This is a genomic window from bacterium, from assembly GCA_016716565.1.
Classification (GTDB): Bacteria; Bacteroidota; Ignavibacteria; order Ignavibacteriales; family Ignavibacteriaceae; genus IGN2.
On sequence record JADJWC010000002.1, the window covers coordinates 584,397 to 611,134 of the forward strand.

The window sequence follows — 26,738 nt, forward strand, 5'->3', positions numbered from 1 at the left end:
CGCCCATTTTTTTATACAAACTTCACATCTATAATATCTTTTATCATCCCGTGGTAATAAGGCATTTGCAGCAATTGGGTGATGCCTTCCCTATCCTGCTCTTCAAAATCAAAAACAAGATGCTGGATATTTACCGAAAGAAAATCAAGTGAAGTTTGAGGAAATGTCGGGAACAGCTTTTCAAAGTTTTCAGCGTGTCCATTCTTTAAATCATTCCTGTGTCTTGAATTAAATTCTTTAATTGCTTCATCAGTAGAAGATGCAAGCACAAAGTTAATGTAAGGCGCATTTATCAGTTCGATTATTTCTTCTGCGAAACTCAATCCATTTAAGAAAAGCTCCTTCTCATAATTCTCATCACCAATGATCAGCAGGTTATTATTGAAATCAGATACTTCTTTATTCAGTAATGTTGTTTTGATTTCAACATCATAAAATTCTTAAAAAGTATCTTGCTCAGAATTACTTCATTTGATGAAACATCACCTTTTAAAAATAATTCATCTATTGTTTCCTGTTCTTCCTTAAAATGGATGTAAGAATTGGAAAGGAGTGCATTAAATGAAATTCCAATTTCAGATGAAATGAACAAATCTTTGTTGGTGATCAAATCCAGACTTGGAATAAGTCCAATGGAGTTATCCCTATTCGATATTTCTTTTACAATAAGTGCTGCAGGAAGAAACCCGATTTCAAGATTAGATTTGTCTTCAATTTCTGAAAGAAGTATTTGTGAGAAAATATTCTTCGGCAGATAAAATTTTGTATTCATAAAATAAAAAAGCCGCCTGCTGGCGGCGTGCTAAAATTACTGAGCTTTTTTATCCTTAATTCGTGCGGCTTTACCTGAAAGATTCCGCAGGTAATAAAGTTTTGCTCTTCTAACATTACCTTTTTTCAATATTTCTATCTTGGAAATTTTTGGTGATGTGAATCTGAAAATTCTTTCAACTCCGACACCACTTGAAATTTTTCGTACGGTAAATGATTTATTTAGTCCGTTGCCACGAACGCTGATCACATCGCCTTCAAAAGGCTGGATTCTTTCCTTGTCACCTTCAACGATGCTTACATAGACTTTAATATGATCTCCGGTTCTGAATTCCGGCAAATCGGTTCTTGGTTTTTCCTTTAATACGCTGTTTACTTTATCCATCGCTTACTCCTTTACTTTTTACCAAAGACTCTCAGTCTCCGGATGAATTAATTTCACGCCATTTATCTGTTAAAATTTTTGATTGTTCTTCTTTCCATTTTTTAATTTCTTTTTCATTACCAGAAAGAAGAACTTCTGGGACTTTCATTCCCCTGTATTCAGCAGGTCTGGTAAAATAGGGCGCTTCAACTATTTCACCATCCTGGAATGAATCATCCAATGCTGCTTCACTATCATTAAGAACTCCGGGTATCAATCTTACAACTGCATCAATAATTATCAATGCAGGAAGTTCACCGCCTGTTAGCACATAATTTCCGATTGAAATTTCATCTGTTGCAAATTTTTGTCTTACGCGGTCATCTACTTCTTTATAATGTCCAGTAATTACAAGCAGATTCTTTGATAGAGAAAAATCATTTGCAATCTTCTGGTTGAATAATTTTCCTTTTGGTGTTGTGAAAATTATTCTATCATAAGTCCTCTGTGCTTGGAGCGATTCAATACATTCAAAAAAAGGTTCAGGTTTCAGAACCATTCCCGGACCACCACCAAAGGGTTTATCATCAATCTGCTTATGCTTGTTATATGCGAAATCCCGGAGATTATGAATCTGCAATGAAAGTTTTCCTTTATCCTGAGCACGTTTAATTATGCTCGTTTTCAACGGACTTTCAAGCAAATCCGGTACAGCTGATATAACATCAATCCTGATCATCTTCAAAAAAATCTTTTTTGATGTTCAGAATTAATTTTTTTTCGGCAGCATCAAATTTTTCAATAAAACTAAGAACAAAAGGTATCAGAATTTCTTTTTTATCATCAGCTTTAACTACAAGTACATCGTTGCCTTTCCCTTTTATAATATCCGTAATCACGCCAAGACATTCTTCCTCAATAATAATTTCGCTTCCAATTATATCGTGAACAAAAAAATGATTCTCAGGTAAAGTGACAGCATCTTTTTCAGCAACATAAATTTCTCTTTCCAGAAGCAACTGAGAATCTCTTATACTGTCAAATCTTTCAAACTTTACTAAAACACTTCCTTTTACATCTTTGATATCTTCGATATAAAATGCTTTCTTATCACCCCAAAAGTCGAGGTATACTTTTTTCAATCTTAAAAACCTTTCCGGAAAATCCGAGAAAGATTTTATTCGCACATAACCATCCTTACCGTAAAGCTGTTCGATCCGGGCAATTAAAAAATATTCCAAGCCTTTGCTTAATAAAACTAATCTAATATTTCCAGTACTGCACGTTTGCCTTCTTTTGCAGCAACTGCGGTAAGAAGTGTTCTTATAGATATAGCAGTCTTACCTTTTTTACCAATAACTTTACCCACATCTTCCTGCTTGACCCTTAACGTAAGACTTATTTTTTTATCTTCAGTAATTGTCTGTTCAACAACTACCTGTTCCGGGTTATCGACAAGATGCTTCGCAATAAATTCAACGAACTCTTTCATAAGAGCCTCCTCCATTAGCGCTGTGAGCAGTAGTTTAAGTACAGTTAATTAACCGTTCAGAAGCAGCGCCATTAACTTCCGCTGTACTTTAGCCAGTTGTCTTTTCTGTTTTTGATTCCTCTGCCGGAGCCTGCTTGTCCGAAGCTTCAGCATTTGCCTGGGCTTCCTGTTTAGCTTTTGCTTTTTTGGATAATTTCTTATCAGCTTTTTTCTTCGAGCCGGCTTCTTTCATCTTCTGCCAGTTCTCAAGTTCTGATTTTATTTTTTCTTCATCCAGACCTTTAGATATTAATTCTTTTTTAAGAGTAATACCTTTCTGCCTCAAAAGACTTTTAACTGTATGTGTAGGCTGAGCACCAACGTTCAACCAGTACATTATTCTATCTTCTTTCAAATCCAGAGTATGAGGATTTGTCAAAGGATTATAGAAACCAACAGCTTCAAGAAATTTTCCATCTCTGGGTGATCGTGAATCAGCAGCAACCAATTTATAGATAGGCTGCTTTTTCTTTCCCATTCTTCTTAATCTTAACTTAACTGCCAAGTTATTATGACCTTTCCATTTAATTCATTATTTAATCAATTGATTTTACTTTTACCTGCCCATTGACAGGTTTGCTAATGATGATTTACCAGAAAGTCTGCTCATCATTTTTTTCATTTCTTCAAATTGTTTCAGGAGTCTGTTTACATCCTGAATAGATGTTCCGCTTCCACGGGCTATTCTTTTTCTTCTGCTTCCATTTAAAATTTTTGGATTCCCTCTCTCTTTTGTAGTCATCGAGTTTATAATTGCCTCAACTTTTACTAGAGCCTTGTCATCAATTTGTGCATTTTTTATTTGTGCACTGACTCCGGGAATCATTCCAAGGAGAGATGACAGAGAACCCATTTTCTTGATGACTTTAATTTGCTTAAGAAAATCATCAAAATCAAATTGATTTTTCCTGAACTTTTCTTCAAGCCTTTCTGCCTCCTTCTCATCAAAACTTTGCTGAGCTTTTTCAACAAGCGAGATTACATCTCCTTTTCCAAGTATTCTGGATGCTAACCGATCCGGGTAAAAAACATCCAAAGCATCGGTTTTTTCGCCATTACTGATGAATTTGATCGGCTTTCCAACAACAGATCTTATAGATAAAGCTGCACCGCCACGTGCATCGCCATCAAGTTTTGTAAGAACAATACCATCAAAATCTACAGTTTCATTAAAAGCTTTGGCAGAATTTACTGCATCCTGGCCAGTCATCGAATCTACCACAAAAAGAATTTCTGACGGATTGACCAGTTTTTTAATATCAGAAATTTCCAGCATCATCTGCTCGTCAATGTGCAAACGACCGGCAGTATCTATAATCAATGTGTCAAAATTATTTTGCTTCGCAAAGCTTAATGCATCAGTAGCGGTCTTTCTTGCATCCGGTTTATCAAGAGAAAAAACTTTTACATCAATCTTGTCACCGAGCTGTTTAAGCTGTTCGATAGCAGCAGGTCGGTAAACATCCGCAGCAGCCAATAAAACTTTTCTTTTATGATCTTTTAATCTTCTGGCAAGTTTTGCACAGAAAGTTGTTTTGCCAGAACCCTGCAGACCAACAACCATAATTGTTGTTATGCCTGATGGATTAAGTTTTAACTCTGTTTGCGACGAACCCAAAAGATTAACAAGCTCATCATAAATTATTTTAGTAATCAACTGTCCGGGAGTTATCGAGGAAATAACTTCCTGACCTAGAGCCTTTTCAGAAACTTTATCAATAAATTCTTTAGCTACTTTGTAATTAACATCAGCATCGAGCAGGACACGGCGAATTTCCCTGAGAGTATCAGAAATATTTTTTTCGCTTAACCTTCCCTGTCCCCTAACCTTTTTTAGTGCGCTTTCTATTTTTAATGATAAATCTTCAAACATAATATTTAGTTCAGCTGGACATAGAGAGGTTAATAAGGAAATTATGAGCTGGCTTTGAGAGCATTCGCTCCTGAAACAATCTCCAGGATCTCTTTAGTTATAGCGGCTTGTCTTTCTTTATTATACGTCAGATTCAAAGAACGAATTAACTCTTGCGCATTTGTAGTAGCATTATCCATCGCTGTCATTCTTGCACTTAATTCAGCAGCATTTGATTCAAGCAATGCTCTCCATATCTGAACTTTTAAATGTTTTGGAATAAGCGATTCAAATATTGAAAGCTGATCCGGTTCATAAATATAATTTGCCGAATGTAAATTTTCTTTTTGCTCTGATTGAATGAACGGAACCGGCAGCAATTGAACTTTTACAATTTTCTGCTGGATCATCGAGACGAATTCATTATATACCAAGACGATTTTGTCAATATCACCGTTTAAATATTTTGGTATAAGATCATTATATAGCTGAAGCGTCGATTGATATTCGAGCGAACCGAAAAGTCCGGTAATCTTTCCTGCGATTGAATAATTTCTTTTCCCAAAATATTCAGATGCTTTTTTACCAACCGTATAAACTGAAACAGTGCTCTCATTTTTCAACTCTTCATTAATAAAGCTGCTTGCTTCTCTAATGATATTAGTATTGAATGCTCCACATAACCCTCTGTCAGCTGTTATTACAACAACACAAACATTTTTTGATTCTCTTGAAGCAAAAAATTTATTCGACTGTAAAGAATCATCTGCAGCAAGTCTGGAGAGCATCTCACCAATTTTATTGGCATAAGGACGAGCACCGACAATGCGTTGTTGCGCACCACGCAATTTTGCAGTTGCAATCATCTTCATTGCTTTCGTGATCTTCTGCGTACTCTTAACGCCTACAATCCTTGTCTTTATGTCTCTTAAGGTAGCCATCTGAATCTATTATGCGGTCTTCTTAAATACTTTCAAAAAATCCTGAGCTGCATTACTAATTTTTGCTTCGAGATCTTTAGAAATATCTTTTTCTTTCTTTAGAGTTTCAAAGATGTCTTTATGTTTAACTTCGAAAAACTCAAGTGCTTCTTTTTCAAATCTTTTTACATCTGATACCGGTATTGAGTCCATAAAACCGCGAGTTCCTAAAAAGATACTAACTATCTGTCGTTCAACAGGAATTGGCGCATACTGGCCCTGTTTCAGCAATTCAACAAGACGAGCACCTTTGTTCAAAGTTCGTAAAGTGGATTGATCTAGATCAGAACCGAATTTCGCGAATGCTTCGAGCTCTCTGTACTGCGCCAGATCAAGTTTAAGTGAACCGGCAACTTTTTTCATTCCTTTGATTTGAGCATTTCCACCAACACGTGATACTGAAATACCTACGTTAATAGCAGGACGAACACCTGAGTTAAATAAACTTGACTCGAGATAAATCTGTCCATCAGTAATTGAAATTACGTTAGTTGGAATATAAGCTGATACGTCGCCCTGCTGAGTTTCAATAATTGGCAGAGCAGTCAAACTTCCGCCGCCGAGATCATCGCTTAGTTTTGAGGCCCTCTCAAGTAATCGTGAATGAAGATAGAAAACATCACCGGGATAAGCTTCTCTTCCGGGAGGCCTTCTTAATAACAACGAAAGTTCACGATAAGCAGCTGCCTGCTTTGATAAGTCATCATAGATAACGAGTGAGTGCATTCCATTATCACGGAAATATTCGCCAAGAGTTGCACCCGAATAAGGGGCAATGTACTGAAGCGGAGCTGGTTCCCATGCCGAAGCTGTAACTACAGTTGTGTAATCCATCGCGCCGTGTTCTTGCAGCTTTGCAACAACTTGTGCAACTGTTGAACTTTTCTGACCGATCGCAACGTAAACGCAATAGACAGGTTTTATTCCAAGAGACTTTGCTTCTTCGGTGTGCGTATACTTTTGATTAATAATTGCATCTATTGCAACAGCTGTTTTACCGGTCTGTCTGTCACCAATGATTAATTCTCTCTGACCACGACCAATCGGGATCATCGCATCAACAGCTGCGATACCTGTCTGTAATGGTTCTTTTACCGGTTGCCTCTGAATAACGCCGAGTGCTTTTCTTTCGATTGGTAAAAATTTATCAGTGTTGATCGCACCCTTTCCATCAATTGGCTTTCCAAGCGGATTAACAACTCTTCCGAGCAATTCTTTTCCAACCGGAATTGACGCAACTCTTTTTGTCCTTTTAACTGTATCGCCTTCTTTAACGAGAGAGCTTTCACCAAAAAGCACGCATCCAACACTATCTTCATCAAGATTCAATACCATTCCGATAACATCATTGGGAAATTCAACAAGTTCGCTGGCCATCACTTTGCTTAATCCATAAACACGTGCGATTCCATCACCAACCTGCAAAACGGTTCCAACATCATAAACGTCAACTTCGCTTTCAAAACCGGAAAGCTGTTTCCTTAATATCGCCGATATTTCGTCAGGTCTAACTTCAGCCATAATTATTTCCTTTTAAACTTCATTATTTAATTGAGTGAAAAGTCACCCTTTAAAAATTGTTTTTTCAGTAACTCCAGTTGATGTTTTATTGAAGCATCGTAAAGAGTATCATCAACTTTAGCAATAAATCCGCCAACTAATTTCACATCCGTTTTAAAATTTAGCTGCACTTTTTTATTAAGAATCTTTTCAAGTTTGCTCTGAAGAACTGTTCTTTGTTCGTTCGTAAATTCTGAGGCAGCTGTTACAAAAACATTAGCAATTCCAAGGTGTTCATCTCTTAATTCTAAAAACCTTTTACAAATTGAACCAAGCAGGTTTTCCCTTTTCTTTGAGACTATAAATTCTATAAAATCCAATGATTCTTTGGAAATTTTTTTATCGAAAATTTCTTTAAGAATTTTAAGCTTTAATTCTGGTCGCACAACCGGGCTTTCAAGCATTAGCTGCAGTTGTCTGCTCTGTTCAAGTGTCTGAACCATAAGCTTCATATCAGCAGAAACAACATCTAGATTTTTCTTCTCAAGAGCAGTTTCAAGCAAGGAAGTTGCATACCTATGTAAGATCCTGAAATCAGCCACGACTAATTCTTTGCCACTTCATTTAAATATTTATCAACCACCTGCTTGCTTTTTTGTGCATCTAGTGATTCTCTGATAATCTTCTCGGCGGCATTTACAGCAATCTCTGCAATTTGTCCTTTAAGTTCTTCAAAGGCAGAATCTTTCTTCCTTTGGATCTCTGACGAGGCTTCATCGACTATTTTCTTTGCTTGATCTTTACTGTCTTTTATCATCTGCTCTTTCAGAGATTCTGCATAAGCGCGGCTCTGCTCGATTATTTTCTTCGATTCTTCTTCAGCTTTTGCGAGATTTGCCTGATTCTCTTCAAGAATTTTTCTTGCTTCGTCTTTGGCTTTTTCAGCCTGCGCCAACGATTCCTTGATATCGCTTTCACGTTTATCGAGAGCAGTTAGAATCGGCTTCCATGCAACTTTCTTCAAAATTAAAAGAAGAACAATGAAAGTGATGACGGTCCAGATCATCAAACCTGGATTAACATCCAGAAGTCCTCCGTTACCGCCTCCGGCTGCAATCACTGCAAATGTAATTTGAGTTAGCATTTATTTTCTCAAATAATTTATTTATGCTTTAAGAGCAAGAAGAATGCAAATAACCAATCCGAAGAATGACATACCTTCGATAAGTGCAGCAGCTATGATCATCGAGGTTCTGATTGCGCCTGCAGCTTCGGGTTGTCTTCCGCTCGCATCCATTGCTGAGCTTGCAAGCTTACCAATTCCAAGTCCACCGCCGATGACTACTAATCCGGCGCCAATACCTGCTGCTAACCATGCTAAATCCATTTAAGTACTCCTTTAATATTTGTTGATAAATTAATGTTCCTGATGTACTGCCATTCCTATAAACAAGGAACTGAGCATTGTAAAAATATATGCCTGAATGAGCGCTACTAAAATTTCTAGAAGATAAATAAAAACAGCAAATGCTACTGAGACGGGAGCAATGAATATTGTTCCCATAAAAAATATCAATCCGATAAGTGCAAGAATCACTGTATGTCCAGCGATCATATTTGCAAAAAGTCGTATTGCCAATGCAAAAGGTTTAGTGAACAGTCCGAGAATTTCAACAGGTATCATTAACGGCAACAGCCACATGGGAATTCCATGTGGAACTAGTCCCTTGAAGTAACCGAAAAATCCATTATGCTTAATACCGCCTAATTGAATCATCAAAAATGAAATTATTGCAAGAGTAGCAGTGACTGCAATATTGCTTGTAAATGTTGCTGAAAACGGAATCAATCCGAGAAAATTTCCAAACAGAATAAAAAAGAATAATGTTAAAAGGAAAGGAAGAAATGGTTTATAAGCTTTACCCAAAGTTGGTTCAGCAATTTCATCACGGACAAATATGATTAACACCTCGAAGAAATTTGCAAGCCGTTTCGGAATAAGTGATGTTCTATAATTCTTTGCAACGAAATAAAAAGTAAGCAGCAACAGAAATGCTGCGACCCACATGAAAATAACATGCTTGGTTGGAGTTATATCAATTCCAAAAACCGGTGGAAGTTGAGGAATGTGTAAATATCCCAGGAAAGGAAGTTCGATTTCCTTGCCATCCATTATGTGATGCAAAATCCAGTCGCTCTCTGAACCGCTTGAAGTCTGTAAAGTATCAGTAACAGCTTTTAAAGTATCTATGTTATTACTTGCCGCCAAACTGGCTTTTTCTCCCTAAATTCAAATAAAATATCTCTATTATTAAGTAAAAAACGTAAAAAAAGAGGATTGAAAATATAAACCCATATGTGTTTATTTCCAAAAAAATGAGGGTAATTAATATGAAGGTTAGGCCTAAAATCAATCTGAGAAGAAGTCCACCCCATAATGAAATGAGGAATATTTTTTCCGATTTCCTCAGACTTATCTTAATCAATAAAAATCCTATCAAAAAATTTAATAGCGAGATAATTGCGCCAATTAGTAATGACTTAAAGATTATCGCTGAAATGACGGAGGTAAAATACAGTACCGTAACAATCAGGAAGGAAAGAATTGAAATTGAAAAACAAGCAATGAGTAACTGTTTTTCATTTTTTACCATTCCCGGCCTTCAGTACAGATTTAATGAATGTATACATCCCTGCAAACACACCAAAGAATGCACAAATTATTGTGAGCACTGGTTTAGTTTCAAAATGACCATCCAGCCAAATACCGATGAAAACCATTACCGTTACGGTAACCGCCAGTTGAAGACCTAAACCAATGTATGGACCTACTTCTTTATAAAAATTTCTGGCACCTTTAAGATTATCAGGTTCCAGTTTCATTATTAAGAATTGGATGATGATGAATCAGATAAACTGGACGATGTGTTTTGACCCATATTGCTCTTTCCATCAAATCTGGCACCTGCTTCTACGACAAGAATTTTAGTAAAAATATCTCCTTTGAGGTCAGCTTTTGATTCGAGCATCAGTTTTTCTTTGGCATTTATAGTACCTTCAACTTTTCCGCCAATAGTAATGCTTTGACCATTAACTTTTCCAAATACTTCGCCGGATTCACCGACGGTAACGTTTCCCTGGCAAATAATATCCCCCTGGATTGTTCCATCAAGACGGATGCTGCCGTTGCTAGAAACTTTACCTTCGACTTTTACGCCGTAGCTTATTATTGTGATTTCTTCCGAATCACCGTTCATTTTTGTTTTCATATGTTCTCCTTAATTTATATTTAATAAAATGGTTTCGGGATCAATAGGCTTACCATTGTGCCAGATTTCAAAATGAAGATGAGGACCAGTTGTTGCAAGTCCGCTATTTCCGCTTTGAGCTATCAATTCTCCCTGTCTGACAAACTCTCTCTCTTTTTTTAGTATTACTGAACAGTGTTTGTAAATACTTAAATATCCATCAGAATGATTAAGAATTATTATGTGACCATAATTATTTGTGTAACCTGAAAAGACCACAAAACCACCAGCTGATGCAAAAACTGGAGTACCATCCTTTACAACAATATCAATTCCAAAATGACCTCTTTCAGGATCAAATGCTCTGCTAATATATCCATTGGCAGGAAAAATGAAAAAGATTTTGTTCTCCTGCCAGTCAGTTAAATACTGACCAATTAAGTTCACAAGAAATCCAAATATATTACCTTCCCTTGGTGTCTGATAATATTTTTGCAGTGTATCAGCACTAATTTTTAATGAGTCAATCAATGTTGAGTCACCTAATGCCATTGCGTACTTTAATTTTTGATTAGCTGATTTTAACGCCTGAAGCTCTTTTGCCAGAAAAATTATTTTGTCATTCAACTGTTCCATCTGCTTAAAATCCTTAGCTGAATGTGAAAAACTTCCCGGCAAAACGTAATCACCGATTCCAGTTATACTGAATATGTAAAAACTTAAAACTGAAATTAAGACCGAGTAGATCAGAACTATTCCTATGAGTTTTGAAAGCGTAATTTTCTTAGTTCTGGTTTCCCTTGATGTATTATCAGGGACAATTATTATTGAAAAGCTCTTTATCTTTTTTAAATTTTTCAGTATCGACATCTTTTATAAACTATTTAAAAGCAACCCAAATTTAAGTTAAGTTCTGCAACAATTCTACAAATTTTATTGAACCTTCTCTTACTAATTTCGGCTTATTTGTGGTAAGATCGATAATTGTGGAAGATTTTTCATTAGCTGATTCAGTATGAAACAATATCGCATCAACCTCGTGCAAGAATTTATCAATTATTACTTCTGGTAAAATTAATGGGACTTCACCGCTTCGGTTTACACTGGTTGAAATCAGCGGGCGGGAAATTTCTTTCAGAAGTTTCAAACAAAAATAATTATCAGGTATTCTCACAGCAACACTGTTCTGATTTACTATCTTGCTTGTTCTTTCATTCAATTTGAGTATTACCGAAACAGGTGCAGGCCAAATTTTCTCAAGAAATTCATAGTAAGCTTCATTACTAACCTCAACATAATTTAACAGATTCTCTAAATCAGAAATCAGCCAGATGAACTGCTTCTTTTCATCCCTGCCTTTGATTTCGCTAATTCTTTTCACCACATCCGGATTAAATGGATTTCCACCTATTCCATAAATGGTATCGGTTGGATAAATAAAAATTTTTCCTGAGTGAAATAATCCAGCAGCCAGAATTAAAGCTTCTTCCGGATTTTCATTAATGTTTATGATCTTTCTACTAGTGATTGCCATCCGATATTAACTTTTCAGCTTTACTGATGATCAAATCAGGTGTTAATCTTTTTGCACAATCAAATGTTTCAATCGGACATCTTCTAAAGCCATGAATACCACAAGGTTTACAATTAAGCTTATCATAGCTAATGTAATCGCTTTTAGAATTATATGGATAAAACCCAAATTTAGGAATGGTAGAACAGTAAATTGTCAGCACTGGAATATCAGCACACATACCCAGATGGGTTGGAGCACTGTCATTACAAATCAGCAACGATGCACTTTTTAATAACTCTGTTGATTCTATCAGAGAAAATTTTCCAGCTGCAATAAAAACATTTTTTTCTGATTCTGCCTGCAATGACTCACACAAAGTTTTATCCTGCTCTCCACCGATCAGTATGATTTGATAACTTTTATTAATAAAATAATCAATTAAAGATTTATAATATTCCGAAGGATATTTTTTGGTTTCCCAAACTGAACCTGGTGCAATTGCTATGAATTTCTTTATCTCATTAGATTTTAAGTATCCGTGAACGTTTTCCTTTTGCTCCTGTGATGGTTTTATTTCCGGAATAATTTTCCATTTTTCACCACTGTAATCACCTTCAACGAAAGCTAAATTCCTTTTAACTTCATGATCATCATGATTGTACTTTACGGTTGATTTGAAAGCGAACTTTAGATTACTGTTATCAAATCCGAAAGATTCCTTTGCTCCAAGATTTAAAGTAATTAAAGCACTTCTGAATGAACGATGAGGTGAATATACAATTTCGTATTTCTTCAACTTCAATTCTTTTATGAATTTAATGAATGAAAAAAAGGATTTTTGTTTTCCTTTTTTATCAAACAGAATGACTGAATTAACTGCAGGAGAAGCATTAAAAATTTCCACTGTTGCAGGAGTACACAGAACATCGATCGAATACCCGGATCTCTGCTTTTTTAATTCCTGTATAAAAGGAAGTGTGAGGATTGCATCTCCGGGAAATGCCGTTTGAATTACAAGTATTTTATTGGTCTCATTCAAATTAGTATTTCCATCTGTTGTGCATCCATAACCACTGTTCGGGATGTTCACGAATTACTTTTTCGAGATATGATGTATATCTCTGGCTAATCTCGATAACTTTTTCATCTTCACCTTCCGGAAGGTTCTCCAATGAAATTTCAATAAGTGTGGTTTTATATTTATAATCCTTATCTCGTATCGGAATTCCACAGATTAACGGGGCTCCCGTTTTCAGTGCCAGTACAGCAGGTCCAGTATATATTGAAACTTTCCTGCCGAAGAAATCTACTTTTACACCTTCAGCAGGTCCTCTCTGGTCTGCAACCATTGCAACGATTTTCTTTTCCTTTAAAGTCTGATAAGTTTTTCGAATTGATATTCCCAAAGGAACGACTTCATTGCCAAATTTAGTGCGTGCTTTGTTCATCCATTCAAATACTAACGGATTTCGAAGTGGCTTCACGATTACAGAGAAAGGAAGCTGAATCTGAATCGCGACAGAAATTGCTATAAATTCCCAATTCCCGAAATGTGAAGAAAGTAATATCACCCCTTTCCCTTCGTTAAACTTGTTTACTATTAGTTCAGGATTGCTGCATTCAACTACATCACGCAGAGCTTCCCTTTTTAAGTATGGTAAATACAGAATTTCTACCAAACTGATGGCGAAACTTTTATAAATTTTATATGCAAGCTTTTTATTAGTTCTAAGATTATTCTCTGGAAAAGCTATTTGAAGATTTTTTAGAACTATTTTTTTTCTGATCGGGATAATGTAAAAAAATGTAAGTGCCAAAACATTGGCAAATTTTCTGGAAAGATCTAGACCAGCTATCTTGAAGCAATAACTAAAAAAAATAAAAAGAATATATTCAATTTTGTTCTTCATCATACGCAGTAATGATTAACACAAAAATAACCAAACCTAATGAATAAAGATGAAGATTAGCCAGACTCTTAAATTTAAAGACAATAAGTCTGTAAGTTATTGAATAGCAATCCGACGCTGCCAGTACTCATCCCGCAATTCACCTCTTTTGGTCGAATGAATCAGCTGGTAGTCATTGAATCCTGTAAGATCACCAAAAATAAAATAAACTCCTCCTTCAAGACTTTCGTACTTCCAAATTTCATAGGGGCGAGTGTTAGTTTCGTTAGGATGTCTCTCAATTTCTGAAGGTTCGCCATAGATAATATATACTCTTCCTCTATCACTCTTCCAGCCTTGTTTTCCCATTGCAGTGAATCTTGTATCACTTTCTCCGATTCTTTTTGTATAGCTCAGGTAGCTTTCATTTCTATCGTCCGAAGGATTTTCATCACGGGCTTTCCAGAAATTATACATGAATTCTCTTTTCGCTTCTTCTGTCGAGAGTGCTTTATATTTATCTATTTCAGGATTAGTGGCAATGTATTTTGACTTGTTGAACAGATCATCAAGCTCTTCAACAGACATAGCACCGAACGTTGTGCTTAAAACAGGAGACACAGTTACTGAAAGTGTATCCGGTGCAACAACAGATGGGTTGTAAATAAAAAATCTTTTTGATGAAGAAACACCATAATTAGCGACGCTATCGATCAGGTCTATACGAAGTGTGTAGGTGTCCGTCGGGAGTTTATGAGCTTTTACCAATCCGACTTCAACTCTGGTATCAGCAGATTTATTTATTTTTTTTGACTTAAAATTAACAAGCTGCCCTCTGCTATTGAGGATAATTTCATTCAATTTAAAGTCATTCACGGCATTTTCATCATGCAGATTATACAGCTCAAGATAATAGAATACTACGGGCTGCATTTCTCCGCCTACACTTGCTGGCAGAGGCATCACTTCATAAGTATTCTTGTAGAAAATTGATTCGGTGTTATCGGTGTTGGGAATAATATTGGATGCAAGCTGTACGTCACTTAGCGCAGTGCTATCATTTAGAAATGGTTTTACTACAAGAAATTCAGAAATTGTTCTTTTATTTGAGGCATTAACTGCATCGCTTCCTGAAACATTTATCAGATATGAACCCTTATCAATAATAAAACCAAACAATCCAATGAGACTTTTACTGATATTGATAGTATCAGTAATTTGATTAGTTACCATCCAGTGTTTACTAACTATTACATTTCCCGATGCCGAGTCATTTATTTCAATATCAAGTAAACCTTGTACAAAATCTCCAGTATCAGTAGAAGTAATGATAAAACCATTCTGATTAAAAGAATAGTAAAATTCTACGTAATTGGATACAGAGTCATAACCAAATTGAGCATAATCAAATTCGAAATTGATATTTTGCGGATAGAGAAATGTAATAAATGATAATACTGATATTGGAAGAAGTAACCTGTTCATTTCAATTTTCTTTTCATTGTTACTGACAAAATAAAAAAGCGTCCGTTGAAAAATCAACAGACGCTTCTATGCTAATCAATAATCGACTTATTGAAAGTTCAGCTTAATTGTGAATACATGATTAGCACTCGGGAATTCCTTCACATCGCGGAATGCATAATCAAATACGAATCCAACTTCGCCGCCAATCTTATAATCCAGACCAGCACCGAAAGTAAGACCATAAATATATTCACTTGTATTCTCAAATAAGAAATTATATCCACCTCTCAGGAAGAAATTGTTCATAAAGCCGTATTCAAGTCCAAGGTTGCCAATATCTTCAAAGTTGTTGTTAGCCGTGTATGCACCACCGATCAACAGATTGTTCTGTTCATTGAACTGGAATGCATAAGTTAAGCTAAGCTGGAAGAAACTGGGAATCTGGAAAGATTCGGTTATGATTTCATAACTTCCGGAAGAAGCTCCAGGAATTGTACCTGGAATAGCAGTTCTTGATGAAAGTTCCTGCCCGGAGTAGCTCATATCGCTACCAATGTTTTTGACAGCAGCACCAATCATCAATGCATCAGAGAAACGATATTGAACGCCTGCATCCAGAGCAAATCCAGTCGCATTTGTGTTTTGAATATTCTCTGAAATAAGCTTTAAGTTTGTTCCGATAGCTATTCTATCAGTCAGAACTTTTGAATAAGTAAATCCAAGTGTTAAAAATGAAGGCGAATAGGTTTCACCTGTTCCATCCGGGAAACTCTCATTAGTAACCGGAATATCTCCGAAATCAAATGTCTTTAAATCCAAGCCTATTGATCCGATATCGCCAAGGCTGGTGCCTATGGCAAAGTAAGAAATGTTTATGTCAGCAAGATAGCTAACATAACTGAACATCGCTTCAGTTTGTGGATAAATATCCAAGCCCGCAGGGTTGTAATAAATGGATTCTAACCCTGTTATATTAGCCAGGAACGCACCACCTGTAGCTATTCCCCGGGCACCCACAGGTATAAGTACCTGCTCAGCACCCGTAGTACCTTTTCTTGCAACATCACCTGCGTAGATTGAAGTTGCAATTAAGATCAGTATAAGTATTATTTTTTTCATTTTTTTAAACTCCACTATTTTAACTTAAAATAGCTGGCAGGCAACAATTTATATACCTGCCAATCTTAATTTCGTTAGAACCTTTGAATTTGTTTCTGAGGCATTATTATTGCAAACTTCAATACTTTATCACCAAATTTTGGTGATGAGACAATTGCAAGATACATACCTGAAGCTACTCGTAATTCAGATTCATTCTGCAAATTCCAGCGTAAGAACGGGGATGTTGGTGAATCCTTATCATCTGTAGTTAATGTCCTCAAAAGTGTACCTGATAAAGAATAAATCTTTACAGTTACTTCTTCTGGCAGGTTTGTAAAAGTTACAAACGGCTCATCAGGAGTATTGGAATAGTAATTTGACAAAGTGTTATATCCGAATAGAGGATTCGGAAATACATTCACTTTATCCCAAAGTGAACGTTCTTCTTCTCCTGTCAAAGTTCCAGCATTTTTAGTCTGGAATTCAAAAACATCCGCTTCCGTATATGGATATATATCAACTCCACAAATCACAATATCTCCAGGTGCCCAGGTAGCTTCACTACTTACTTTATTTATTCCCACAGCAAATAATGTATTAAAGAAAGGTGAATTTGCTTTATTTCTTTCATCCTGTGAAATATTTGCAGTCAGAGGTATCTGATAGAATACTCCATTGCTCACACTGGCTCCATTTAAATCTGCCCAACCAACGTCTGGTCCGATATAGGTACCACCTTTATAGATACGCTGGTTGCCATCGGGATCATAAGGCTCATCAAAGATGAAGATATATTCGCCTGAACCGACAACATTTGTACCCGGATCCCATACTCCATCTGGGTTACCGCCATAGCTAGCTCTTTTCTCAACGAATCCAACTGCAAGTTGTCTTCTTTCTCCAAAATTTGGATCTTCAACCCAAACCTGAAACGGAACATCAACATAACCCAATGGTCTGTCGGTGATACTGTCCCACTGTCCAATTGTTCCTTTCCCTACAGTATCAGCTGGCGTAATTCCTTCTGCATATTTAAAGAATCTTGGTTGTGCACTTGTTGGACCAAAGAATCCATTTAAATACCTGTATGCTTTTTGTGTTTCACCAAATTTAATTTCAACTCTACGCAATCGACCAGCATTAACATATGTACCCCAATAGGTAGTAAGCTGACCACCAATATTTAGAATTTTGCTTGCGTATTGTGCATCATTAGTAACGTAATTAAAAACAGATGAAGCAGTGTTAACCCATTCGGGACCTGCAAACTGATATGCTAACTCTGTGTCTACAGTTGCCACCTCATCTGAAATTCTGGTAATAAATCCCTCAGTGGGAACTCTACTAATTTCTGTTAAACCATATAAGTAATATTTTAATGAATCGTAAACAGTTCCAGTATTTAAGTTTTCCAAATTCCAGTAGGTTGAGTACAGCTGTGTTGAACTATCCTGATAAAATGTTACTCTATACTTGTCACCAGTTAGTTCATCATTATTAACTGGATCAAATTCAACATTTCCTCTACTACCGCCTATTATTTGGGATGCACTTTGAGGTAATGCAGGAGGTGTATAGTTATCTTCACCTGCAAAGATACTTAATATTGATCTAATATTCTCTGCTTCTTGCGCGAAGGCAAATGAACTCAGATAATAATTGCCTACGGTCCCAATTGGCTGACCCGGATCATCTTTATATATAAGCGCATCGTAATTAAGCGCATAACTTGTAACCGCAAAATAGTATGGTCTGCCTTTATATATTTTTTTATTCGGTTCAAATGGATCATTAAATAATCGTAGCCTTATTCTGCCTGTACTAGGGTCAGCGTAGATCGAATAATTCAACTGATTACCTGATGGCGATACTTCGTACAATAATTCGATACCACCGGTTTCAGCATTTTCTTTATAAACATTTTGGATGAAGTTATTAAGGTCATATCTGCCCACTAAGATTGAATTATCCTGTCCTGAAACTTCATCTTCCGCAACATTTGTTTTAAATGCCCAAATCTGGTAACCTTCGAATTTAAGATCCCAAGTTGGAGTTTGACTTACATAAGCAACCTGCCTGTTTGTAGGCCAGATAATATCAATAAAATCGTCGCTTGAGGTTAATGTGACTTGCGGAGCTGGTGGTGGTGTTGGTGCTAAAAAGTTCAAGTCAAATATGTTCTGAGCACCATCATCAATTGCCCGAGTAGCTGTGATACCATCCAATGGATTAGCACCTTTGCCAACAACATAAGCAATAACAATTTCATTCTCTTCATTCTTATTGAGTACAAAAGGACCGCTATTGGTCATCTGTCTTACATCACGATTCTGATTACAGATCCAACCAACATCAGTAACTGGATCTCCTGAATACCAAAACCTCGGATCAATTGTCGTACAATCAACTCCACCTCTAACTTCCCCAAATGCGAAAGTACAAGGATTTACAGGCACTCCAAATCTATCCAAGCCAAGCATATAATTGCGAGCTTCATTTATATCATCTGGATCTCCGAGGGCAGCGACACCATTGAAGTAGACCACGAAGGAAGAAATCGGAAGATTTTTAGCTCCGGGATACTCCACAACTCCTTTAATCTGGCCTTGAACAGAAAAAGCCGTATCAAGAGGAGTATCACCTTCATCATAAACATTATTCCCGTTAACATCTATATAAGTTTCTCCAGCAATATAAGCTCGCGGTCCGGAGAAGAAATCTATAAAGAAAGCTGGTACCTGATTTCCGTAATTGATATCAGGTCCGTTACCATAAGTGTATCCGGCATTCCTAGGAACATCAACACCAACCACATCATCAGTTGCATCACCGAGGTCGGGATCTGCCCATGCACCAAAATAAACATCCGTGAGTTGGTCGGGATCGCTTTCATTAAGACCAACATACTTCATTCGGTAACGAACAAAGATGATATTACCTATAGCACCGGCAGAAGCAAAAGCGAAAACTGACTGCCTAACTTCAATACCTACTTCTATAGTTGTGTTCCATCTTCTTTGGGCAACCGGTAAACCATCATGAAAAACACACCACACTAATTCATCCCCAACTAAATCTGGCATATCTTCATCGGGATCCCACATACCGTTGCCGTTTTTATCTACAGGATTGTAAACTCCGTCACCATCACCATCAACGAAGTCAGCACCAAGAGCTACTGCATCGCTCCAATCCTGCCAGCTTTGGCCGAAAGGTTCATCCTGAGAGTTTATTACATATAGAACAGCATTTGGATCGTTCTCACCATCCACAACACCTTGTACATAATCCTCCACAAGGCTGGCAGACGCTGCGGCGTTAGCCCAAGGAGTTCCACCTCGTAAGCCGCTTAGGAAGAATCCACCGGAAAAGAGAAATCCTCCGCCGGCAAATTGTCCGAGTGTACCAAGCGGAGGAACGTTAACATCTGCTATTATACCTTTTCGATTCAATGGCATGTAAACATTGTTAACATTCAACGCGTAAGCATCTCCCTGCTTACCTGAAGCTAGCTCACTGGTAATTTTGTAAATTGGTCTGGGAGATTTGACACCAGTTTTGTCATCTCCTAAAAAACCAAATGCAATAAATGCTACCGTTGTTATCAGCAGCAGCAATTTATAACTGTGTTTAATTATTATTTTCATTTTAATTATCCTGTTTGTAATTAAATCAAATTTTTGTTAGAAAGTTATTCTATCAAAATTTAACTTGAGACCCAGTTTTATGAGTCTCGGGATACCAAAATTATTAGGATCTCTTTCCAATGTTTCATAATCTTTTACATAACCTTCTCCCTGCTGCTGGATCGTGCCCTGAGCATCTGGATCAGTTAACCAGCCTGTGGTATAAGGACTGCCTGTAGATCTCCAAACGTTAACAATATTATCAGAATCAAGCAGGTTTTCTATCACAACATAAGGTGTTATATAAAAGTTATTGATTGGAAACCCTTTTTCAATCTTAAGGTCTATCCTGAAGCTTCCCGGACTGTACGCTGAATTAACATAACCTGTATTGTCAGCAACTAGTCCGTTATCTCCAAGTATATCCCACTGATCAACAGGTGTATAAGGTCTACCACTATTAAACGAGAATATAGCATTTACGTTTAAGAGCTCCCACATACCTGCTTCACCTTCCGGAATGTAGAAATCAAGAATAGCTATTGCTGTATGTCTCTGATCGAATGCAAGAGGTGCAATAACCTTTGGAGGTAAATTATCAAGGTTTCTGAATACTGCTGTTTGACTTGAATTTGTTGAGGAACCTGTTCCATCAGCAAAGGACAAAGTATACTGTAATGATGCACTGAAATAACTTAACCGTGTAACATCAAATGATAAAGCAAATCCTTTAATGGTACCGAAGTCAGCATTTTGCGGACCAATAGCATTAATAATTTCGCCGCCCTCAGTTCGTTGATATTGACTGAGCTGCACGTTCACGAGCGATTTTGTATTCTTATAAAATGCAGTAATGTTTAAAGCAGAATTCTGACCTAAGAGTTGTCTGAAACCAACTTCATACTGGGTAGTTTCTTCACTAACCAATCCGCCATTGAATCCATTTTGTGGGGACATTGTAATATATTGATTCCAATCAAATGGACCAGAATACATATCATTCAACTCTGGAGTCTGAAAGAATGTTCCGTACTGAGCATGAAATACCGTAGCTTCAGTAACAGGGAAACCGATACCGATTCTTGGTGAGAATTTAATTTCAACATCTTTTACCTTAAAGTCTTCAATATCAAACTTATTAGGATCCAAACCTCCGGCGTACGGTAAATCAGGATTAACGAGTTCGTGTGATTTAATATCGAAGTAGTCCATTCTGATTCCAAGATTTAGAACTAAATCCTGTAATTCAAATCTGTCCTGTAAGTAGAGGTATCCGAGTATTGGTTCTGCTGGTTTCAAAAACTCAGCCATAGATGGGTGAGATTGAATAGTAGGATCAGCAAACCAATCCAGTGATGATGGATCATCCGAATTGGTTTTGGTTATACCGGTTACATCATATCCAAAAACGAAAGGCTGGTTCTGAGCAAATCTGATATAATCAGGCTGTGTTGGATCAGTGCCTGCAACAATATATGCGAAGTTGCCATAACCTCTAACAGTGTGCTGCTCAACTCCAAAACCAAATTCAAGGAGATGATTATCAAGCTGTGAAGTAAGATCAAAGTCAGCTCCGATTCGGTCATCTTCTCTCTGCTGGAATAAATTAGTAGCATATCCATAAGGTCTGAAGACTCCATTAACATCTTCGGTTCTTGTTCTTCTGCCGTCACCAAGAAGTGTAACGTTCATTCCTGATTCATCAGCCCACCATGAGCTATCACCGTAAAGAATCTGATTTTCAGGTCCTTTAAGGAATGGGTTATATCTCTGGAAATCGAATTGTCTGTAGCCTAAGTTCAGATTCCAGAATGTATTATTACTCACAGTCTGAGATATTCTGACGCTGTAAGAAGAATTTTTTTCTTCTGTCTCTTCAATAAATTGTGATGAATATTTGTATTGTCTTAGAGGTCCTGTCCCTTTTGAGAGCTTAGCAATTCTGTCATTCAATAATGCACCTAATTGAATATTCCAGTCTCCAAAACGCGAGTTTAACTTGCCGCTGAATCTCCAAACACTGGCTGGGTTGTTTGGAATTGTTTCCAGTACAAGTGGTTCATCCATAACTGATCCATCATCTGCTGTCCAGATTTCTATTGGGATCGCGGTTGGGTCAGCATCTTTATACCAGCCTCTTTCACCTGATAAGAAAATTGTATGCTCAGGAATTCCTGGAATTATAGGACCACTTAATGATCCTGAATATAAGTTTGAGCCAAAATCATCTGTCTTTAAAAGATCTGATGACTGAGCATCTATAAATAAATTATAATGCGGCTGTCCGGATTTTGTGGTTACATTCACAATACCTGACTGTGCTTGTCCGTATTTAGCTTCATAACCGCCGACTTGAAATGAAATCTGATCAATTGCTACGTTACTTACCTGCGCAACGGTTTGCCTGTTATAAAGATTGTTCTGAGGAACACCATCAACGATATAAAGGACTTCACTTCCTCTACCTCCGCGGACGTTTATGCTCGCATTACCATCTTGTCCGCCGCTTCCTTCCTGCACGACAACACCTGACTGAAGAGAAGCAAGATTTTGCACTCCACGAACAGGTAAACGAGAAATCTGATCGGAGTCAATTACTTTGACTGTGTTAGTGGACTTTGCCTCAAAGAATTTTTTATCAACAACAACAATATCAGGCAAAGTGAAGTCAGTTGTCAGTTCAACATCCAATTCATAGGTGATGTTCGCAACAATTCTCACCTCCTGAATTGTTTTAGGGGCATAACCTACGTAGCTGACTTTAACCTCGTAGGTTCCGGGAGTAATATTTAGTATAAAATAATTTCCATCAATGTCTGTGGCAGCTCCTAAATTGGTGTTCAATAATATTATGTTAGCACCAATCAAAGGTTCTTTAGTATCTGCATCTATAACTTTACCGCTCATTTTGCCAACTCCCGTTTGTGCAAACAATGAGGATGATAAAAGCAGGAAGACTAAAGTTGCCAGAAGATTTGTAGATATTTTTTTCATCTCTTCTCCACGAAATGTTTTAAATAATCTTCTGAGTTAATCTCTATTAAGAATAAAAAGAACAAATGAACAATTAAAAAAAACGGGCGAATTTACCAATCGTTAAATTGGAAAACCCACCCGTGTCATATAAGCTTCAATCGCAAATTACTTGAGTAACATCATCTTTTTAGATGAAATAAAGTTACCTGCATTCAGAGTATATATATAGAGACCGGATGCAAGTTTTCCAGCATCAAACGTAACATCGTATTTTCCGGCTTCTTGTGTGGTATTTATCAAATTAGCAACTTCATTTCCAAGAACATCATAAACTTTCAATGCAACATCACTTCTTTCAGGAAGTGTATAACTAATTGTTGTACTTGGGTTAAATGGATTAGGATAATTCTGATCTAATACAAAATTATCTACAACTGCATTGTCATCTCCATCAACAGATGTTACCGGGAAAGAAACGCTATCATATTTCCATGTACATACTGTTCCGAAAGAATTTTCGCCTAATTGTCCAGCACCAGGTATCTCATCATAGTAGTAGAAAAAGTGAACTGTAGCTTGACCGCCATCTACTTCTACTCCATTGACCGCAATATTAACCCAGTAGTTTGCTTCATCAACTACATTAACAGCAATTGCTGGATCGCTCCATGTAACACCACCATCATCTGAGTATGCATACCAGATATCATAAAAATATTTGTTGGCTTGCCCAGATTGAACGAATGTATTAATTGGGCTATTTCCTGGCTCACCTGTAAACTGAGGCAATTGCCACATAACAACTACCACATTACCATTATCACTTGTTCCAACAGTTGGTTGGCTTGGACCGTTGAAATTGCCAACACTAAGATTTGTAAAATCATATGGATAAGATTCAACTATTGGGCGTTCGAGATCCATCCAAACTTTATCTCTGTCATTCCAGTAAACGATAGTTGGTACATTAAGGGTGTCGGGACCAAAAACCGCATAAGTATTTAATCCAGCTCTTACTAAATGTGTTACTTGATTATCATCGACTGTATACCACAAGAATGGCCAAGTTGAAAAATTCTGCTCATAGTGACGGCGGTTAGAAATTACAGTATCACCATCGAGTGAAATGTATTCGCCCTGCCAGTTAGCACCTGCGTTAGTAGAATACCAGTGGTAAATGCCATCCGCACTATCAGGATTGGAGGTACCAACAGCATCATAACCTAATAAAGATAGAGAACCTCCGCGTGTGACTTCAGCGAAGAAGGAAATCTTTTCACCGTTAGCCATAACAGGATGATCGTTTCCATCAATTGTTCCCCAGAAATTTGGGTCACCACTTCCGGCACTATCAACAACTGTAAAATTAAGACCGCCATCTGTTGATACTGCAAAATATTTTGAAACACCGGTTTCTTGATCAACTAATTCCCAGAAATTGCCATCGCTTGTCATCGCAAAACGTGCCCAGCCACCTTTTAATGCAGTTGTTTGATCACCAATTTGTGTTGCTGTACCTGGATCAGTAAGTAAATCAACTTCCCATATGTAATCTCTGATTAATGCATCTGTAGCTAAAAAGTCATAAATTCCAAGATAAGCTGTTCCACTTGCTTTATCTAACAAAACATGACTATTCCAACCTGTTCTGATTGGAATGCCAGTTCCATCAACGCCATATGGCCAGTAAAAGCTAACACCAAAGTCATCTTTAAATGCTACTGTAGCATATCTCTGACGAACACCACTTGGCTGCAAAATTGTATTATCAGTTGCAATCATGAATGGATCTAAAACTCCATCTCCTGTAAAGTCATACATAAGTCCTATACCAGGATGTGCACGATTCCACATCCAATCGTAATTCGCAACAGCCATATCGGTTGGTACTAGATTGGGTCTATACATTCGATTAACTTGAATTTCTCTGTTTTTAAAGTCAGAGTAAAAATCAGAGCTATTCATCTCTTGGCCTGTCACCTGATTCGAAAGCGTTTTTGGTTTAATAGATTTGCTTTCTTTCAAAGTTTGACCAAAAGTGATTGAAGTAATGAGTATAAGAACTAAAAAAAGTCCCGTAATTGTATTCCTCATAACTTTCTCCTTATATATTTGTGATTGGTTTATAGTTAGTTGTAGAGTAAAAATTTTACTTTATGCGCCCAGTTAATAATATTAATTTACTGTTAAATTTTTAAATGCTTATGAAAAATAACACTGTCTTTTTTTACAGTCAAGCATCGAAATACGATTTATTTACTGATTTAGAGATAAGGTTTTTTACCAAAAATGTCAAGAGATTGAATTTTCCGCTAAAATCAAATATAAACCGAATAAATATCCTTTATGCCTTCTATCTCTGAAATTGATTTCTCAACATCTGCGTTAATTTGACTGTCAATATTTATTATAGTCATTGCATCTTCACCTTCAGTTTTTCTTCCGAGAGAAAGACTTGCAATGTTAAAATTTGCTGCAGCTAATTTACTGCTGACAGAAGAAAGCATTCCGGGCTTGTCAATATTTAAATAAATAAGAATACTACCTTCAGGTTTAAATTCAACAGGGTAATCATTTATCTCAACTATTCGTACTTCACTATTTCCAAACACTGTTCCCGATAAACTCCAGCTGGAAGAACTGGTCATCATTTCTAATTTGATCAGATTTAAATAATTGTGCTGCCCGGTTGAAATTGTTTCATCAATTACAATTCCCAACTCATCAGCTAACACAGGTGCGTTAATGTAATTAACATTTACATCCAATTGCTCAGCAAGAAATCCCTTTAACAAAGCATTCGAGATTATTTTTTCGTTAGTGTTAAAAAGTTCTCCATAAAAAGTGATCGATAATTTCTTCAAATTTTCTTTTCTGATCTGTGAAAGTAGTTTTCCCATCTTTTCAGAAAGCTTTATAAATGCTTTTAAATTTTCGTTTGAAATTTCTTTTAATCCTGATGCATTCACAGCACCTGATGAAGAACCATTTTTAAAATATCCGACAATCTGTTCCGCAATCTGAACCGCAACTTTTTGCTGAGCTTCCTCTGTTGATGCACCAAGATGAGGTGTTGATACAACTGATGGGTGTTGAATTAATCCATTACTAAAGTCAGGCGGTTCCGTTTCAAAAACATCCAGTCCAACGGCAGATACTTTTCCCTCCTTCAAAGCTTTCAATAGATCTTTTTCGTTCACTATCCCACCGCGTGCACAGTTTATTATTGTCACACCTGTTTTACATTTCGAAATCTGCTCATATGAGATCAGATTTTTTGTTCTGTCATTTAATGGTGTATGAACGGAAATGATATCTGCACTATTCCATATTTCATCCAACGGAACGAGTTGAATCCCTAAATCATTAATTGAGTCAGCTGCTACAAGCGGGTCAAAAGAAATAATTTTCATCCCGAAAGCTTTCGCCCTGACAGCAACTTCTTTTCCAATTTTACCTAGACCAATTAAGCCAAGTGTTTTTCCAAAAAGTTCAGTCCCCTGAAATCTTTTTCTATCCCATTTTTTTAAATGTAGAGAAATATTTGCCTGTGGGATTTTTCTCGAAGCAGCAAGAATCAGAGCAATAGTGTGTTCAGCAGCGGAAATTGTGTTTCCGCCGGGTGTGTTCATAACTAAAATACCTTTTCTTGTTGCAGCTTTTACATCAATGTTATCAACACCGGCACCAGCTCTTCCGATCACTTCCATTTTTTGCATTCGTTCAATTAAGTTAGAATCTACCTGCGTCGAACTTCGCACGATGAGAGCATTGTATTCGGAAATTATATTTGATAATTCTTCGGAAGTTAAATCAGTTTTATAATCAACCTGGAATCCGGCTGAATTTAAAATAGCAGTACACTTTTCATCAACGGAATCGCTGATAAGGATTTTCTTCATTACAAAAATTAATAA

General features: G+C 36.9%; 26 protein-coding genes. All 26 read right to left on the reverse strand.

Annotated features, from left to right (window positions below; translation table 11 throughout):
* Nucleotides 1-11 precede the first annotated feature (11 nt).
* Complete coding sequence (locus IPM14_09455; protein MBK9098320.1) at nt 12-323, reverse strand: hypothetical protein; 312 nt, start codon at nt 321-323, stop codon at nt 12-14.
* An 80-nt stretch (nt 324-403) separates the two neighbouring features.
* The gene (locus tag IPM14_09460) at nt 404-772 is read right to left on the reverse strand and encodes a hypothetical protein (GenBank protein MBK9098321.1); all 369 of its coding nucleotides are present in this window, start codon (nt 770-772) and stop codon (nt 404-406) included.
* 36 nt (nt 773-808) lie between these two features.
* Nucleotides 809-1,156: a 50S ribosomal protein L19 gene (rplS, locus tag IPM14_09465; protein MBK9098322.1), complete on the reverse strand. Its 348-nt coding sequence runs from the start codon at nt 1,154-1,156 to the stop codon at nt 809-811.
* 31 nt (nt 1,157-1,187) lie between these two features.
* The gene (trmD, locus tag IPM14_09470; GenBank protein ID MBK9098323.1) at nt 1,188-1,874 is read right to left on the reverse strand and encodes a tRNA (guanosine(37)-N1)-methyltransferase TrmD; all 687 of its coding nucleotides are present in this window, start codon (nt 1,872-1,874) and stop codon (nt 1,188-1,190) included.
* Nucleotides 1,861-2,376: a 16S rRNA processing protein RimM gene (gene rimM, locus IPM14_09475; GenBank protein ID MBK9098324.1), complete on the reverse strand. Its 516-nt coding sequence runs from the start codon at nt 2,374-2,376 to the stop codon at nt 1,861-1,863. Before rimM ends, trmD begins: the two co-directional genes overlap by 14 nt.
* A 17-nt stretch (nt 2,377-2,393) precedes the next feature.
* Nucleotides 2,394-2,627, reverse strand: coding sequence for a KH domain-containing protein (locus IPM14_09480; protein ID MBK9098325.1), 234 nt, complete (start codon nt 2,625-2,627; stop codon nt 2,394-2,396).
* Nucleotides 2,628-2,715: 88 nt separating this feature from the next.
* Complete coding sequence (gene rpsP / locus IPM14_09485; protein ID MBK9098326.1) at nt 2,716-3,171, reverse strand: 30S ribosomal protein S16; 456 nt, start codon at nt 3,169-3,171, stop codon at nt 2,716-2,718.
* A gap of 51 nt (nt 3,172-3,222) precedes the next feature.
* Nucleotides 3,223-4,539: a signal recognition particle protein gene (gene ffh / locus IPM14_09490; GenBank protein MBK9098327.1), complete on the reverse strand. Its 1,317-nt coding sequence runs from the start codon at nt 4,537-4,539 to the stop codon at nt 3,223-3,225.
* A gap of 41 nt (nt 4,540-4,580) precedes the next feature.
* Complete coding sequence (gene atpG, locus IPM14_09495) at nt 4,581-5,459, reverse strand: ATP synthase F1 subunit gamma (GenBank protein MBK9098328.1); 879 nt, start codon at nt 5,457-5,459, stop codon at nt 4,581-4,583.
* A gap of 9 nt (nt 5,460-5,468) precedes the next feature.
* Nucleotides 5,469-7,022 carry a F0F1 ATP synthase subunit alpha gene (locus IPM14_09500; protein ID MBK9098329.1) on the reverse strand — a complete coding sequence of 518 codons (1,554 nt, stop codon included), beginning with the start codon at nt 7,020-7,022 and terminating at the stop codon, nt 5,469-5,471.
* Between the two features lie 23 nt (nt 7,023-7,045).
* Complete coding sequence (atpH, locus tag IPM14_09505; GenBank protein ID MBK9098330.1) at nt 7,046-7,600, reverse strand: ATP synthase F1 subunit delta; 555 nt, start codon at nt 7,598-7,600, stop codon at nt 7,046-7,048.
* A 2-nt stretch (nt 7,601-7,602) separates the two neighbouring features.
* The gene (gene atpF / locus IPM14_09510) at nt 7,603-8,142 is read right to left on the reverse strand and encodes a F0F1 ATP synthase subunit B (protein ID MBK9098331.1); all 540 of its coding nucleotides are present in this window, start codon (nt 8,140-8,142) and stop codon (nt 7,603-7,605) included.
* Nucleotides 8,143-8,163: 21 nt separating this feature from the next.
* The gene (locus tag IPM14_09515) at nt 8,164-8,385 is read right to left on the reverse strand and encodes an ATP synthase F0 subunit C (GenBank protein MBK9098332.1); all 222 of its coding nucleotides are present in this window, start codon (nt 8,383-8,385) and stop codon (nt 8,164-8,166) included.
* A gap of 30 nt (nt 8,386-8,415) precedes the next feature.
* Nucleotides 8,416-9,249 carry a F0F1 ATP synthase subunit A gene (gene atpB, locus IPM14_09520; protein ID MBK9098333.1) on the reverse strand — a complete coding sequence of 278 codons (834 nt, stop codon included), beginning with the start codon at nt 9,247-9,249 and terminating at the stop codon, nt 8,416-8,418.
* Nucleotides 9,250-9,638: 389 nt separating this feature from the next.
* On the reverse strand, nt 9,639-9,881 hold the full coding sequence (locus IPM14_09525; protein MBK9098334.1) for an AtpZ/AtpI family protein: 243 nt from the start codon (nt 9,879-9,881) through the stop codon (nt 9,639-9,641).
* A 2-nt stretch (nt 9,882-9,883) separates the two neighbouring features.
* Entirely contained in the window at nt 9,884-10,267 is a 384-nt protein-coding gene (locus IPM14_09530) for a polymer-forming cytoskeletal protein (GenBank protein MBK9098335.1), read from the reverse strand.
* Between the two features lie 9 nt (nt 10,268-10,276).
* Nucleotides 10,277-11,116, reverse strand: a complete 840-nt coding sequence (locus IPM14_09535) for a M23 family metallopeptidase (GenBank protein MBK9098336.1) — start codon at nt 11,114-11,116, stop codon at nt 10,277-10,279.
* Nucleotides 11,117-11,147: 31 nt separating this feature from the next.
* Complete coding sequence (locus IPM14_09540) at nt 11,148-11,780, reverse strand: threonylcarbamoyl-AMP synthase (GenBank protein ID MBK9098337.1); 633 nt, start codon at nt 11,778-11,780, stop codon at nt 11,148-11,150.
* Nucleotides 11,767-12,852 (reverse strand): glycosyltransferase family 9 protein, encoded by a 1,086-nt coding sequence (locus IPM14_09545; GenBank protein ID MBK9098338.1) that lies wholly within the window; start codon nt 12,850-12,852, stop codon nt 11,767-11,769. Before IPM14_09545 ends, IPM14_09540 begins: the two co-directional genes overlap by 14 nt.
* A complete protein-coding gene (locus tag IPM14_09550; protein MBK9098339.1) occupies nt 12,803-13,675 on the reverse strand; it encodes a lysophospholipid acyltransferase family protein in 873 nt (290 codons plus the stop codon). The genes IPM14_09545 and IPM14_09550 overlap by 50 nt, the downstream gene beginning before the upstream one ends.
* A 93-nt stretch (nt 13,676-13,768) precedes the next feature.
* Nucleotides 13,769-15,136: a GWxTD domain-containing protein gene (locus tag IPM14_09555; GenBank protein ID MBK9098340.1), complete on the reverse strand. Its 1,368-nt coding sequence runs from the start codon at nt 15,134-15,136 to the stop codon at nt 13,769-13,771.
* Between the two features lie 87 nt (nt 15,137-15,223).
* Nucleotides 15,224-16,237 carry a PorV/PorQ family protein gene (locus IPM14_09560; protein MBK9098341.1) on the reverse strand — a complete coding sequence of 338 codons (1,014 nt, stop codon included), beginning with the start codon at nt 16,235-16,237 and terminating at the stop codon, nt 15,224-15,226.
* 74 nt (nt 16,238-16,311) lie between these two features.
* The gene (locus IPM14_09565; GenBank protein MBK9098342.1) at nt 16,312-19,866 is read right to left on the reverse strand and encodes a hypothetical protein; all 3,555 of its coding nucleotides are present in this window, start codon (nt 19,864-19,866) and stop codon (nt 16,312-16,314) included.
* A 36-nt stretch (nt 19,867-19,902) separates the two neighbouring features.
* Nucleotides 19,903-22,839, reverse strand: a complete 2,937-nt coding sequence (locus IPM14_09570) for a carboxypeptidase-like regulatory domain-containing protein (protein MBK9098343.1) — start codon at nt 22,837-22,839, stop codon at nt 19,903-19,905.
* A gap of 147 nt (nt 22,840-22,986) precedes the next feature.
* Entirely contained in the window at nt 22,987-24,915 is a 1,929-nt protein-coding gene (locus IPM14_09575) for a T9SS type A sorting domain-containing protein (protein ID MBK9098344.1), read from the reverse strand.
* 224 nt (nt 24,916-25,139) lie between these two features.
* A complete protein-coding gene (locus IPM14_09580; GenBank protein MBK9098345.1) occupies nt 25,140-26,723 on the reverse strand; it encodes a phosphoglycerate dehydrogenase in 1,584 nt (527 codons plus the stop codon).
* Between the last annotated feature and the right edge of the window lie 15 nt (nt 26,724-26,738).